The organism is Vibrio tetraodonis (genome assembly GCF_003350295.1).
Taxonomy (GTDB): Bacteria; Pseudomonadota; Gammaproteobacteria; order Enterobacterales; family Vibrionaceae; genus Vibrio; species Vibrio tetraodonis.
On the sequence record NZ_QLYY01000010.1, the window covers coordinates 146322 to 161773 of the forward strand.

At 40.3% G+C, this 15452-nt stretch carries 12 protein-coding genes; all 12 read left to right on the forward strand.

Translation table 11 applies throughout. From position 1 onward, the window contains the following. Position 1: 1 nt before the first annotated feature. Complete coding sequence (locus tag DPF90_RS07835) at positions 2-1396, forward strand: type VI secretion system contractile sheath domain-containing protein (RefSeq protein ID WP_114785778.1); 1395 nt, start codon at positions 2-4, stop codon at positions 1394-1396. Next, positions 1396-1818, forward strand: a complete 423-nt coding sequence (tssE, locus tag DPF90_RS07840; RefSeq protein ID WP_114785779.1) for a type VI secretion system baseplate subunit TssE — start codon at positions 1396-1398, stop codon at positions 1816-1818. Before DPF90_RS07835 ends, tssE begins: the two co-directional genes overlap by 1 nt. After that, entirely contained in the window at positions 1811-3562 is a 1752-nt protein-coding gene (gene tssF, locus DPF90_RS07845) for a type VI secretion system baseplate subunit TssF (RefSeq protein ID WP_114785780.1), read from the forward strand. The genes tssE and tssF overlap by 8 nt, the downstream gene beginning before the upstream one ends. Positions 3563-3580: 18 nt before the next feature. Beyond that, positions 3581-4510 carry a type VI secretion system baseplate subunit TssG gene (locus DPF90_RS07850; RefSeq protein ID WP_114785781.1) on the forward strand — a complete coding sequence of 310 codons (930 nt, stop codon included), beginning with the start codon at positions 3581-3583 and terminating at the stop codon, positions 4508-4510. A 61-nt stretch (positions 4511-4571) separates the two neighbouring features. After that, complete coding sequence (gene tssH, locus DPF90_RS07855) at positions 4572-7184, forward strand: type VI secretion system ATPase TssH (protein ID WP_114785782.1); 2613 nt, start codon at positions 4572-4574, stop codon at positions 7182-7184. Between the two features lie 21 nt (positions 7185-7205). Continuing rightward, positions 7206-9755: an MFS transporter gene (locus tag DPF90_RS07860; RefSeq protein ID WP_114785783.1), complete on the forward strand. Its 2550-nt coding sequence runs from the start codon at positions 7206-7208 to the stop codon at positions 9753-9755. Beyond that, positions 9752-10744, forward strand: a complete 993-nt coding sequence (locus DPF90_RS07865; protein WP_114785784.1) for an ABC transporter substrate-binding protein — start codon at positions 9752-9754, stop codon at positions 10742-10744. Before DPF90_RS07860 ends, DPF90_RS07865 begins: the two co-directional genes overlap by 4 nt. Before the next feature lie 50 nt (positions 10745-10794). After that, the gene (locus DPF90_RS07870) at positions 10795-11463 is read left to right on the forward strand and encodes a type 2 periplasmic-binding domain-containing protein (protein WP_240314488.1); all 669 of its coding nucleotides are present in this window, start codon (positions 10795-10797) and stop codon (positions 11461-11463) included. A gap of 4 nt (positions 11464-11467) precedes the next feature. Then, positions 11468-12406, forward strand: a complete 939-nt coding sequence (locus tag DPF90_RS07875) for a type VI secretion system-associated FHA domain protein (RefSeq protein ID WP_114785786.1) — start codon at positions 11468-11470, stop codon at positions 12404-12406. Then, positions 12406-12888: a type VI secretion system lipoprotein TssJ gene (gene tssJ / locus DPF90_RS07880; protein WP_114785787.1), complete on the forward strand. Its 483-nt coding sequence runs from the start codon at positions 12406-12408 to the stop codon at positions 12886-12888. Before DPF90_RS07875 ends, tssJ begins: the two co-directional genes overlap by 1 nt. A gap of 20 nt (positions 12889-12908) precedes the next feature. Next, on the forward strand, positions 12909-14240 hold the full coding sequence (gene tssK, locus DPF90_RS07885) for a type VI secretion system baseplate subunit TssK (RefSeq protein WP_114785788.1): 1332 nt from the start codon (positions 12909-12911) through the stop codon (positions 14238-14240). Between the two features lie 5 nt (positions 14241-14245). After that, positions 14246-15451, forward strand: coding sequence for a type IVB secretion system protein IcmH/DotU (gene icmH, locus DPF90_RS07890; RefSeq protein ID WP_114785789.1), 1206 nt, complete (start codon positions 14246-14248; stop codon positions 15449-15451). The last annotated feature ends 1 nt before the right edge of the window (position 15452 follow it).

Below are 15452 nucleotides of genomic sequence, written 5' to 3' on the forward strand. Positions count from 1 at the left end.
TATGCAACTGAACTTAAATCTTGATTGGCAAAAAAAATTTTTGGAGATAGACAATACAGACAGCGACTTTCTCAGAAAGGCGCTGTCTGTATTGTTTGAACTTCAACCAAGTGCCCTAGATAACAAGTTTTCTCTCATCGATTTCATCGCCAAGATGATTTCTCAACTAGACAGGAAGCTCTCGCGCCAGATGGATAAGATAGTTCATCATGACGAATTTAAAAGCTTACATGGCAGTTGGTTGGGGATACACGGGCTTGTGAGCTTGCCCATCAATAATCAAAGGGTGAAAGTCAAAGTCCTAGATATGCATTGGCATGAAGTCTCTTCTGATGTCAATCAAGCATACAATATCAAAGCATCAAATTTGTTTAATAAAATAGGTAACAAGGAGCTTAACACTCTAGGAGGCCAGCCTTTTGGTTGCATATTGTTTACCCACCCTGTGTCAGTTGATATGGATTTCGACGCTGACTATGACGACCTATTTACTGTTGAACTACTAAGTAAACTTGGTGAATCCACATTATGCCCAATGATTTTTTCCCCTAATAAAAATTTTTTTGTAGAGTCTGGAGCAGACTGGCTTTCTGATATTGACAGAATAGAAAAAATCTTGTCAGGACCAGATTTTCATGCGTGGCAATCACTTCGTAGCAAGCAAAGTTGCCGTTTTATAGGTTTCGCAATGCCTTTGATACGCATGAGACATCAATACAAAAACATGAAGGTAGGTTTCATATATAATGAGCTCGGTAGTGGATTATGGGGGAATTCTGGCTTTGCCCTAGTATCAACAATAATGCGCGAATACCATAGGGTAAACTGGTTTGGTTTTCTAAAATCTCGCTGGAATGATAAATCTCAGGGAGCCGTCATTAATATCGACCAGCACGAGTGTTTATTTATCAGAGAACCGCAAACCAATGTAGTTTTATTTGGCAAAATCTCAACATTTTACGCCCAACACGGATTTATCCCTATCACAAAAAGTCCATTGACAGACAAATATTTTTTCAACGGTAATAATTCCATCTGGCAAAGTGGAACATCAGATAATGATAAAGTGCTAACACAAATCCAAACCAGCTTAATGTCTTGCCGCATCGCACACTACCTAAAAGTACAGGTACGAGAAATGCTGGGAAGCTTCAATACCGCTTCCGAATGTGAACGTTTTCTAACACAGTGGATTGAAAAATTCTCTAGCAATGTTAATTATGCAAATGAAGAAACACTAGCCAAGTACCCCCTTAGTTTCGCGAAAATATCGGTATCCGAGTCGGAGACTCAAGCGGGAAACTTTATTTGCACACTTAGGATTGTACCTCAATATCAATATGACCACTTCACTGGTGAAGTAGTATTGACCACAGAGCTTGATGAGGTTGGCTAATGGGATTTTGGAAAGCATTTATTGATTCAAAAGGTTCAACTCAAACCGAAGAAGTCGAAGACATAAAGTATCACCTAACCAAGCTACTTGAGTCAGAATCTTCTTTACTGAGCATCGACGATCGGTTTATTGAACTTCATCGCTCCAACCTCAGGTTTGGGATTGAAGATGTTCAGCTGTTAAGTGCCAGTTTAGATCAAGCTCAACTAGCTATTCGCCTAGAAAGCTACATTCGCCATTTTGAACCACGTTTGTCTCAAGTCATAGTGGAGCTGCTAGAGCGCAACGAAAGTGAAAACGCTCTGGTGTTTAATATTATTGCTAGAGCCAATACATCGAGAGGAGAGCAAGAACTTATCTTTGACTCAAAAATATCTCTCAACGATCTTACAACAATTATGACGGAGGATAGCTATGACTGATCCTTTAATGCGTTACTTTGAACAAGAGCTAACATTTGTAAGACGTGCACTCGGACAGTTTGGACACCAACATTCAGAATATGCTGACCGCCTCAATATTCACCAAGGTAAAATTGAAGACCCGAGCCTTGCCAGGCTTCTTGATGGAGTTTCACTATTAAACGCGACGGTAGAGAAACAATTATCTGAGCAGTTACCGCAAGTTGTCGAAGGGCTGCTAAATGTCATTTATCCTAGCTACACCCAAACCATACCGAGTGTTGCTTACATGCATTTGTCTGCCCAAGGAGATACTCCAGAGTCAACCACCATTCCAAAAGGGTCACATTTTACTTCAGATGCTAAAGGTCGAACCTGTCAATTTACGACCGTTGATAAACTGGTAACAGCTCCATTTCAACTAATAGATACCGCAGCATCAAGCGCCCCGTTTAAATTTAACCGCCCCGTCAGCACAGAGCAATCGACAGCCGTCATTCAGCTTTCACTCTCAACAGGCGATCCTAGTATTCAATTCTCCCAACTTAATCATCAGGATCTAGATCTGTTTGTACAAGGTTTTGAAAATAATGCCGACTCAATTGTTGAGCTTCTGTTGGGACAAACGAAAGCTGTATCAGTTTCTGATGTGAGCTGTAATAAACATATCGTAATGCCAGCAGAAAAACTTAAAAATAGAATTAGCGACTTAAATTTTTTGTTTCTGCCCCAAAAAGGCAATCAGTTTTCAGGCTTTCAGCTAATCAGTGAGTTTTTCTTTTTCAAAGAAAAGCGCCAATTTTTCCGCCTAAAAGATTTTGGATCAGCCGCTAAAGAATTCGATAGTTCAGAGGTCAAACTGAACCTGTTTATGCATGCAATTCCCGCTGAGTTCATGCGCCTGTTCGACAACCATGTATTTAAACTTGATGTAATACCTGCGGTAAATTTGTTTGAGCAAACTGGAGAACCTACCAGTTATGATCAAAGGTCTCTGACTATACCTGTCAACGCTGATGCACACAGTGATAGCGATATAGAAGTTGTTGAGGTAAAAGAGGTATTTGAAATCACTCCCCAAGGAGAAAAGCCATTAATACCTTTGTTTCGTGATAGTTATCAATCTGACGTCAATGCTGATTACTGGCAAAGCTCTAGAGATTTATCTGGGCAATTTAGACTAGCAATTAGTCTCAAACCAACACATGAACTGGAATTTAGCAAATTGTATGGTACCTACCTACTTTGTACTAATGGTAAACAAGCCTGTGGAATCGACGGGGAAATGGAATGCTCAGAAAACATTGATATACCGGGCACGTTCAGCGCCATATATCCCCCCACCGCTCCCATTGAGCGTGAGCAAAATTTGAATCTCCACTGGCAATTTGTTGGTCTACTAAATGGTAACTTTTCGTCACTACTGCATGCAGATAATCCTACCGAAACACTCAAACAAATGCTTCAGCTATGCAGCAGAGAACAACTTTCTGCTGAGGAAATACAGGCAATACATAGTGTATCTGTTAAATCGCAAGTATCAGCCATACGAATCATGGGCAAGAACGTATTTTCACCTGGTAGCGAGATAGAACTGACACTTGATACTCAAAACAGCTTTCTTGCTTTTTGTGATGTGCTTAATCGATTTTTCCAGCAATTTTGTAGTTTCGACAGATATATACAAGTATCGGTCAGGATCTACGGCAGAGATGGTGTCGTAAAGCAATATCCTAAAATACATGGGAGCCAGTTAGCCATGTAGCGGCTAACTGGGAAATTAATGTCATTGATAAACGATCTTAGGCAACACCCACAACAATACGACTTTGCTCAAGCGATGAGGTTACTGACGCACTGGACAAACCAAAATCCAAACAGAATAACGCTTGAATTGAAAGCAGAAGCGATGCCAACCGGCGACGCCAGTGAAATCCAGTATTTTTCTTTAAAGAATAATCGGCTTAAGTTGCGTCTCGCGAAGCAAGCTTTGTCTGGCGTAAAAGGGGTAATTCCAAACTACATATATGAAGAACTGTTATCTTCTTTACACCGCGATGAACATGCCTTAAAGGATTTCCTTGATGTATTTAACCAAAGGTATTTTGAATTAGTCAGTCACTTAGAAACTGGAGCCTGGTTGGTTATTCAAAATGAGATTCAACCGGAGAAAACTGCTTTACTGAACAATCTAGCGGCATTAGACCGAAAGCATTCTAAGTATTTCCAATACTCCATGTTACTCAATCAAGGGCAAAGGAACCTACAGACGCTATCACAAATACTCAACGATTATTTTCCCTTTAGAATGAAGGTTTCGACAAAAATAAACGAAAGACGCCAGCTGCCTGGAGACTCACTAACCCGATTGGGGAAGCATATAAATTACAACAGCAGAGTGGGCCATGGTTTTTTGCTAGGAAACACGTGCTTGACTCATTTCAGCCATCTTTTGGTTTATATCACGCCTAAGACTGAAAACGAACTCATCACTATACAGTCGGATCCCCTACTCGCAAAAAACATGAAAGAGTTAATTCAGCATTATCTTGGCGATAATACCCCAATCTCGGTTTATCTGAATGTGAAAAGAGAATATTTAAATCGCCCCAGACTTTCGAGTAATAGATACAACGCGGCAAAATTAGGCGAAGTAGACTGCCTTGCGCCAGAGCGAAAACCTCAACACATAGTAAGTATCCTTCTGAAGTGAACGACTTCAGATTAAATAATGAGCTAGGTAATCACAGCCTTTGAGATGAAAGGAAAACGGTATGACGCAAGTTACACTAACAAATTTAGTCGCTAAGCTTTCCCCCGAGCTAAAACAAGCACTAGAAGTATCAGCTGGCGCGGCAATGAATCAGAATGTTCCTTCTATTGAGACCGAACACTGGATATTACAACTTATATCACAGCAAGATCAGCATTTAGCTAGCCTCATTCAATCACAAAACTTGTCCCAAGATAACTTAATCAATGAGTTATCTTCGAAGATAGCCCGTTTTCCCAAAGGTAACGAGGGACAACCAACTCTTAGTCAAGCACTAACTGAAATCGTAAAAGATGCGTGGATGATAGCTTCTGTTAACTATGGCCATGGTGAAATCATTAGTCTACACCTTATCCAAGCTATGCTGCAGCAAAATGTATTAGGTATGAATACACTGGAGCTCGAAAGCTTACAGAACGTTTCTCTAGAATCGTTACAAGGCCTTATAAACAAAACTGCCGTTGTGAAAACCAAAACGGCGGCTCATAGTGGTTCTGCAGATGGGGCAGCACCTATGGGTAATGACGCACTGAGTAAATACACCACTAACCTTACTCAACAAGCTATTGATGGAAATATCGATCCTATCTCTGGGCGTAATAGCGAAGTTCGCAAAGCCATTGATATTCTGTGTCGAAAAAGACAGAACAACCCAATAATGGTTGGTGAACCCGGTGTTGGTAAAACAGCTGTTGTCGAAGGATTGGCGCTACGAATTGCAGCCAATGAAGTTCCTAGCGCCCTTCAAGGCGTCCAAATACATTCCTTAGATTTGGGGTTACTGCAAGCTGGTGCCAGTGTGAAAGGTGAGTTTGAAAACCGCCTAAAAGACGTCATTAATGAAGTAAAAAATAGCGATCATCCTATTATCGTATTCATCGATGAAGCTCACACCCTAATTGGAGCAGGTGGTGCTGCAGGCCAAAATGATGCAGCAAACTTACTTAAACCAGCCTTAGCTCGTGGGGAATTTAAGACAATCGCTGCTACTACTTGGGCTGAATACAAGAAATACTTTGAAAAAGATCCCGCATTAACTCGACGCTTCCAAGTCGTCTCTATTGAAGAGCCTAACGCGGAAGATGCAAAGCAAATGTTACGAGGAATTGCATCATCGTTACAGAGCCATCATGGCGCCTTTATCACTGAGTCAGCCATTGATGCCTCCGTCCATTTGTCTATTCGCTACCTTCCCAGCCGTCAACTCCCTGACAAAGCAATCAGCCTTTTAGATACGGCAAGTGCTCGAATTGCTCTAACACAAGGCGCAAAGCCAGAAGTCATTGAAGCGCTTGAACAAACAATTCGCTACCAGAAGAATGAAAAATCTGCACTCGAAAAAGAAAATGCATTATTTGCTACCTCTGAAGATGAAATTAAGCAATTAGCATCTCTAATTACCGACAATGAAAAGAAACTCAGTGACTATCAGTCGCGCTGGGAACAAGAAATTGAACTTGTCGATGATATTAAGCAGTTACAGCAAGAAATCAGCGATGCACAAACTGGTGACAAAGTCGATAAATCAAAACAAGACAGACTGAATGATCTTATTGACAAACTGACAGCGCTGCAGGGAGAAGAGCCTCTGGTTAATGCAATGGTTGATGAAAATACCATAGCCCAGGTTATCGCTAATTGGACTGGAATTCCGGTCGGAAATATGATGAGTGACGAGATCGCTCGTTTACTGTCACTTGAAGAGGAACTAGATAAACGAGTAATTGGTCAAAATGTTGCTAAGCAGGAATTAGCGAAAGCAATTCGTATATCACGTGCTGGATTAACTGATAATCGTAAACCTATCGGCGTGTTCCTAATGTGTGGACCAAGTGGCGTCGGAAAAACCGAAACGGCCATGGCTCTTGCAGAGCAACTATATGGTGGAAACAACGATCTAACCATAATCAATATGACCGAGTTTAAAGAAGAGCATAAAATTTCAATGCTACTTGGGTCACCTGCTGGTTATGTCGGCTTTGGAGAGGGCGGTGTTTTAACCGAAGCTATCCGTCGAAATCCATACTCTGTTCTTTTATTAGATGAAATGGAGAAAGCTCATCCGGGCGTGCACGACCTGTTCTATCAGATTTTTGATAAGGGACATATAAAAGACAGTGAGGGTCGTAATGTTGACTTTAAAAACACGATTATAATCATGACATCCAATGCTGCAGATCAAGCTATTTGTGACGCGTGCTCTAATAGCAATGAGCGCTTGAGCAATGAAGAGTTACTTGAATCTATCCGTCCTGATTTACAACACTATTTTAAGCCAGCGTTTTTAGGCCGAACAACTATTGTCCCCTACTATCCTCTTAATGATGAGGAACTATCAAAAATTACTGAGATATCTCTAAATCGCATCAAGAAAAAGCTGGCTGAACAGTATCAGGCTTCGTTTACTTGGGACAAAGGTTTTGTTGATTATGTCGTAGCGAAAAATACCGATCCAACGACAGGAGGTCGAGCTGTAGAGCAAATTATCAATCGTTCTTTAATGCCCAAACTAGCCGAAGAATGCATCAATAGGCTGAGCCAACAACAACCTATATCCCAGGTCTCTGTTGTAGCTGCAAATTCTGAGATGGGCTTCGAACTGACCATTCAGTAATATATGGGATTGAACAGCAAGATGGATACTTACAATAAAGATAATTCAAAGGGATTGTTGTCGCTAAGGTTTAAACTGATCTTAGCTATTGTTGCTATTTTGCTGTTCTCTAATGGACTAAACACAACGCTTAATTATCTAAACTTTGACAAGAGACTGACTCAAACAAGCGATTCAACCTATCAAGTTGTAGTAGACGAAACAGACAGTGATATCCGACAAGCCATAAGTCTTGGTTTACCTTTAGCTTCAATTTCAAATATTCAATCTCTCATTGAAAGACGTTCTGAACTCGTTGACGGAATAAATAAAATTCAAGTAGTCAACAATGATGATGAAGTATTGTTTACAACCGGAGTCGCTAAGTTTGACACCGATCGGCTAATTAAAACTGACATTATTAATACTTTTAATGTCAAACAGGGAGAGCTTAGGCTTTATTATTCTCCTCTATATCTAAAAAAAACAAAACAAGGTCTGCTGGCACAACAAATTATTTACACATTGCTTTGGGTCTTAGTTACCTCGGTTTTAGGTTATTTAATTGTTAACCTTTTACTGGACTTCCTTCTAAGCAAAATTCAATCTGCCACTGATTTAACCAATAATAGAGAGCTACCTGATAGGCAAGCACTCCATTCCATCAAAGAGCTCATTATCGTTAATAAAGCTCGGTCTAATTGGGAACGGATGCGTGCTAAGTACTTTCCAGTGTTGGTCATTATTTTGGCTATCTTTTTAACTATCGCTTCAAATATGGGGAGTTCACATCATTCACTAACCACTTTTTCTAGCGTTTACCAAGAGCAATTAGAGCAGAAATCAAATCTAATCGGAGATACTCTGTCTACTATGATCAGTCGCCTAGTTGAAGAGGGCGTACCGCTGGATAAGTTAACAGGTATAGAGCAAGAGTTCGCCTCCTATATCGTCCATCACCCCGAACTCTTGTCCATCCGCATAGAAAAAAATAAAGACTCTATTTACCAATATCCAGAGGTTTTTCCTAATTACAAAGATGCTAGTTTACTATCCATCCCAATTGACGAGACTGGCATAATCCAACTTCAAATGATGGCAGACATAAATATTATCCCACAGCTGATTAAAGACAGCATTATGGATATGTTGACGGTACTGATTGCCTCAAGCCTATTTGTTATCGAAATCATATTATTTGTTTGCAACGCTATGATAATTAAACCGTGGAAACAGATAAAGCAGCTAGTCACAATAGATGAAAACCAAGAAGACCCTCACCTTGTTCAAGTTCAATCGAGGGACGAGCTTGGCACCTTGATAGAAAAACTTAATCAGCTGGTTCAAAGAACGTTTGATGACAAAGTATTTCCAAATAAAAACATCCAAGACTATCGCTTTGTTAGACTGCCACTGTTTATATTAATTTTTGCCGAGGCAATGTCTTTGGCTTTTTTCCCCAATTTTGTCAGTAATATCCCAAGCAGTTTCAATTTGATACCACAAAATTTAGTCACTGGCATTTCTATCTCATTGTTTATGGCTTGTTGGGCATTATCCCTACCTTTCGCAGGACATTGGTCAGACAAAGTTGGCAGAAGAAAATCACTTGTTGTCGGTGGCAGTGTTATTTCAGTAGGACTTATCGCAACATCAGCAAGCACAAACTTAGAAGTTCTGTTATTGACTAGGGCGATAACAGCCGTTGGTTATGGTGTAGTCTTTATATCTGCTCAAGGATACATCACTGACACAACCACCTCTGAAAACAGAACGAAAGGAATGTCGACTTTTTTCTCTGCATTTTTCTCTGGTTCACTTTGCGGAGCAGCAATTGGAGGCATCCTAGCGGATAAACTCGGTTATACGACAACATTTGCTTTATCTTCGATATTAGCTTTGATTGGAGTTGTACTAATTTTTAGCGTATTTGATCGCAGCAATACAAATTTAACCAGTCAACCAGTAAAACTCTCTGACTTTAAACTACTGCTAAAAAACAAGTATTTTACACTTATCGCTTTCTTTAGCGCCATTCCTGCTAAGATTATTTTAACTGGCTTCCTCTATTACATTTGCCCTGTTTACCTGCAGTCTTTAGGTGAGAGCAACGCGGTATCAGGACGTATCATGATGACTTATGGTTTAGCCATCGTGCTTATTGCTCCACTTTCGGCAGTTTTAATAGATAAATGGAATAATAAAATGACTTTCATCTTTGCTGGAGGAATCTTATCTGCTGTGGCATTGATCAATATTACCGCTTTGCCTGGTACTCTGGGATTACTTTTTATCGTTGTAATAGTTGGTATCGCTCACGGTATTGGTGTTTCACCTCAAGTACCCCTTGTGATTGAATGTTTAGGCGAGTCAAATTTAGATAAAGGTAAAACCATAGGGATATTCCGTTTGATTGAACGAATCGGCAACATATCAGGCCCCTTAATTGCAGGACTATGTTTGAGTATCGTTAGTTTCGAAACCACCATTATGCTTTTTGGTGTCGTGTTACTGATAAGTTCTATATGCTTTCTAAGCCTTTATAGCATATTTGTTCGCCGAGACAGAAGACAAGTGGAGGTAGTTAAATGAGAGTTTGGCTTCTCGCTATACTGGCGATCCTGCCATTTGAAGCATCAGTAAAACCGTCTGAAGGAGATAAACATATTGTCATGGTCCTTTGGAGAGGTATCACTGAGGCCGAAAGAGGGTTTATGGATTACCTGTCTGGTAAAATTTCGGCGCACTATACTATTCTGGATGCTAAACGAGATAAAAAATTACTAGCAAACCACTTAAAAAGTGTAGATAGGTTAAAACCAGACTTAATTTATACTTTCGGAACAACAATAACACTTGGCTTACTCGGAACTGAAAGTTACCCAAGCGCGTTTAGGAAAGAAAGTGAAACTCCTGTTGTATTCAGCATAGTTACAGACCCAGTCGGTTCAAAAATAGTTAGTTCACTTCAAGCTCAGCATCGTAACTTTACAGGAGTAAGCCATATCGTACCCCACAATGTCCAGCTAAAAGCGATTAGCCAACTAGAAGGACTTGATACAATCGGCATTATTTTTAACCCTCTTGAGAATAATTCAGTGGTAACAGCAAGAAATATTCAAGCTCTCTCTTCTGAGTTCAAAAAAGACGTTTTTCTTTACCCTTTGAGAACAATAAACGATAAGCCCGATACAGGCTCAATAGACAAAGTTGTTGAGATGATGCAAGAAGATGGAGTTCAGTTAGCCTATCTACCACCAGATTCATACATCATTAGTAAAGGCCAAAATATCGTCGATAATTTACATACTCATGGAATTGCTACATTTTCTGCTACGGAATCGCCAATACGTAACAACGACGCATTGTTTGGGATTGTAAGCCGCTATTATAACGCAGGACAGTTCGCTGGTTATAAAGCAGAACAAATTCTTACAGGGCAGTTCCCTGTTAGCGAGATCCCGATTGAGTCTTTAACCCAGTATTCATACATAGTGAACATTGGTGCCGCCCGAGCTTTAGACTATTACCCTCCTGTTTCTATCCTTAAAATTTCCGAATTAATTGGAGGAACTGAATGATAACTATCACGAAGTATGTTACTTTCGTCATCCTATCTTTCTTCTGCATTATGAACATCGCTGCGGTATATGCTCAGCCAGTATTTGGTCCGGCTCGACTTCAACTTACTACTCAAAATTGGCCACCATATCAAGATTACGTAGATGAGGAGATGCGAGGCTTGGCAATCGATAAAGTAAAATGCGCACTAAATAAAATGGGACAGCCTTACCAAATTACGATGACAGCATGGTCAGATGCTCAGTTGAGAGTACAAAGCGGCCTACAACACGGATTTTTTGTCGCGACACAAACGGCAGAGAGAGACGAATATGCCACCCTTTCAACAGCCGTTGCCCAGCAAGAATTACGTTGGTATTTCGGCCCTGGGGTCAAGCCAAATATCAACGAGCTAACTAAGGTCAACCTCAATTTTTCAGCTAAGTTTGGGTCAAGTAAATGGTTTTGGCTAAAACGCAATGGCTTCAGAGTAGTTAAACAACCAAGAGATGCAAAAATTCTATTAAAACTCCTTAAGCAAAGAGAGATTGATGTTGTTCTGGAAGACGAAAAGGTATTTCAGCGAGAATTAGAGAATGCGGCACTCCCTGCTAATTTCTTTCAGTCCAAACTTAAAGATTCCAAGCCTATGGGCGTCTACTTTTCCAATCATTTCCTTAAAAAGTATACTGGTTTTTTACAAGCCTTTAATTCAGCAATTTTAAAATGTGAGGGGTAAACAAGTGACGATTAGTATTCATTTGATCTCTGTACCCTCTGATGAAGTGGTCACTTCCAGAGTCATATACTTACCTGAAGCAGGAGGAGAGTTTGGCCGCTCAGCGTCATGCGATATCGCCCTGCCCGATCAAAGCAAACGCATATCTAGAGTTCATGGCAGTATTCGGCGTACAGAAGTAGGATACAGTGTAAAAAGTACCGGCCAAAATGCGGCCTCTCTCAATGATAAAGCCATGGTAAGAGATAAAGATTACCCACTTAATGATGGGGATATACTTAAAGTTGAAAGCTATACCATGTTGGTTTCTACTTTGGTGTCAACCAAACAACCCCAGGACCAAGATGAAGATAACACCATATTTTTAGAGCCTTTTTCATTACAGATAGATAATGATGATACTGATTTTCTTGACGAGACAACTCCTTCTGTATCGAATGAAAAAAAAGCGAACTTTACACAAGAAGGCGTTCTTACGGACGACCCATTTGCAGCGGATCCTTTTGAAGATCTGGAAGATGTTCTTATATCCCAACATATTGAAACAGACGAACCCGACTCAAATCAGGTTCATCAAACCAGCGACCCTGAGTTGTTACCAGCTAGTACTAAGGACGACTCTCCAATAGAAACATCGTTGGAAAAAATACTATCAATCACAGAGAAGAACCAAAAATACTTAGCTAACCCAACTCTTCACCATGAACTACTGTTTAAAGCGCTCGATCAAACCGTTGACCAGTTCTTAAATGATTTTTCACCAAACCAATTAGAAAAACAGTTTGACGACTATATTTCAGGCGGGATTTTTACCAGTAAACAAAAGAAGTATTGGAGGATCTATCGAAAACACTTCCAGCATCGTCAAGATAACGGAGACTTTAGACGTCAGTTCAAAGCCCTCTTCATGGAAAATATGCAAAAAAATAGAGAGGAAAAATAATGGCTAAGTGGTGTTTGGTATGGGCTTTATTTATGCTTGGATGTTCATCCGATCCTACGCCTGTCGTTACACAATACTCGTTAGCGATAAAGTCAGACAAATCATCTAACCCTTCAGAGTCAAATACTTCAAACCCTGTAGTGGTAAGATTATATCAACTGACTGATGCTCAGATGTTTAAGCAGCAGCCATTTATTGACTTATATAGTAATGATGTTCAATTACTTAGTGCCAACCTAATATCCAAACAGATATTGCCTGTGGTTATACCCGATAGCGATACGAAGCTCACGTTAGATATCAACAGCCAAACTCAGTATGTGGCAATATTGGTTGAGTTTATCGACTATCAACATAGCCAGCCTAAAGCAGTCTCTCCACTACCCACAAGCTCTGATGGATACCTGCAATTAAGTATTTCGGGCGATAAAGCCGAGTTAATCGTTATTACACCAGATTCACCTTGGTGGAAATTGTTTTAATCATATTTGAGGGGAAATACGTGGACGCATTCAAAAAAGTGGTATGGCAAGAAGGCATGTTTATTGCCCCACAGCATTTTCAGCAACAAGACCGTTATGTTCAAAACTATGTCCGTCAAAATATCGAAACATTAGCTGGTTTTTCTCCATTTTATGGTGTGACTGAGCTAACCATTAATCATAGCTTGCTCAAAATTGGTAAGCTCTCTGTATCTTCCTCCGCTGGAATATTTCCAGATGGAACCCAGTTTGAGTTAAAAGAAGAAATTGCTCGAGATATTCCACAAGGAACAATAGAAACCATTGCATATTTAGCCCTGCCAATATCTTTACAAGGCAATAACGATTATGGCATTGATGAGTCCGAGCAAAGCAGATACGTCACACAATCTATCAATGTATTTGATACTTCAACATCAGAAAATGCCAGTGTTGAAATTGACGTTGCTCAACTAAATGTCTCAATTAAGCTTGACGGAGAAGATACCTCTGGTTTCACTTTAATCCCCATCAGTAAAGTGTTAGAAAGTATTGAATCAGGAGAGGTGGTCCTTGATCGTTCTTTTATCCCTGCGTGTCTTCATTATGGTGCATCTACACTGTTAACCGAAAGAATGAAGGAAATTCATGCACTTTCTGCAAACCGAGCCAATAGCCTTCTCAAACGAATTGAGGCAGGACAAGGACAAAAAAGCCCTCAGTCAATGATGCAAGATTACTTATGGCTACAGACGTTAAACACTTGGCTTCCCTGGTTTGATCTGACCATTAATAACCCAAAATATCAAACTCACGAACTCTACTTGGAGCTCAGAAAATTTGAGGCTCAAATAATGGCGTTAACCCCAGCCATACCAGAGTCTTGCGCTAGCCTACAATATCAAAAACTGTATGAAAGCTTCAATCCACTTTTTGCCAACCTCAGGAATATGTTGACTATGGTACAGCAAGATTCTGTTGTTGAATTCAGTTGGGATTCGTCCTTGTTTGAAAGGCGTCGCTTATTGCGAACATTAATCAAAGACACAGCGAGCGTCGCAAATCGCCGATTTGTATTAGCGGTCAAATCTAACATAAGTAGCGCGGAACTCAATGAACTCTTCCCCGTCGCGGCAAAACTTGGAAACAATGCAAGAATTGTCGAGCTTGTCAGGAATAGCCTTTCAGGCATAGCTCTTTCACCATTACCTGTAGCTCCGAGCGAATTAAAACCGATGCAAGGCGTCGCCTATTTCGAGGTAGACACGTCGGATCGAATGTGGCTGGAAATGCTGGAAAATCGAGATGCTATTGCTTTGCATGTTGATACTCGCATTAACGAATTAGATGTTATGCTATATGCGTTGAGGTAACAATAATGGATTACTTAGACGAAGAAACGCTAGTATGGAACGCAGAAAAATCAGAATTCTCAGAAAAAAGTAGTGACGATAGTGCTTCGCAATGGACACCTGTTAATGCCTCACAAAATAAGCATGGCTTGCTCGATCATTTCAATAAAGCAGAAAATCAGCTGCTCAACATTAGTAGCGAATTGTTGGCGATCACACTTAAAATCTCAACGCTTCCTGAACCGCAAGACGTGACGACTCTGAGACACCAACTTGCTAACAATATTAACGAGATTAAAGCCAAAGGCTCAGAGCTTACCTACCCAGTAGCGGTCATAGATAAGTTGTGCTTTTTGTATGCCGTCGTATTAGACGAACTCATTATCTACAGTGAATGGGGAGAGAAACGTTGTTGGGAAAATAAAACCTTACTTAGTGAGCTTTTCGGTATGCGTAACGGCGGTGAACTCTTTTTTACCGTCGCGGAAAAAGCCATTCGACAACCCCATAAGCTAATTGATTTACTGGAAGTTATTTATATTTTCTTAAACATTGGCTTCAAAGGCCAATATCGAGAAACAGGTAGCGAGCAGATAAAAGGGTTCATTCATCAACTTGAACAAGCCATTGCTCAATATAGACCGAGTAATAATATCCACTGTAGAACACGAGTAAAGCAACCCAAAACTCGCAAACCGACAAGGCGTAAACGCTATTTGCTAACCACACTATTTTTCGGGACGTTAATAACGTTAAGTATTGGTCTCACACACTTTTGGTATAAAGAAACACTACCTCCAAGATCACGTGATTTTACCACACTACCCACTTTTAGTGATCGTTATATTCTATCCGGAGAGGTGAAAGATATTGTGTTTATCAGCCAAGATGAAGACTTAGTGTCACCTCCCCAAAAAGCAAGTAAAGTGGAGATGGTAGATACAGTTCCACCACCAAGCTTGAAAACAAGTAAATCTGGCTGGTTAGTGCAGCTGGCAACCTTTTCCTCACAACAAAATGCAGATTCATTCATAAGAAGTTTGTCACCATCAGCCTACTCACCAACTGTAGAGAAAATTCGCTCTTACTATCGTGTTATTGTTCGAAGTACTTCTCCCAAGCATGCAGAGCAAATAAAAAGCTGGTATCTAGAAAAAGACTCAATTAAAGCAATCGTTGTGCAGAGTAAAACCATAAGAAATCACACTAAGAACACTTCAGAGGCTCCTTAGT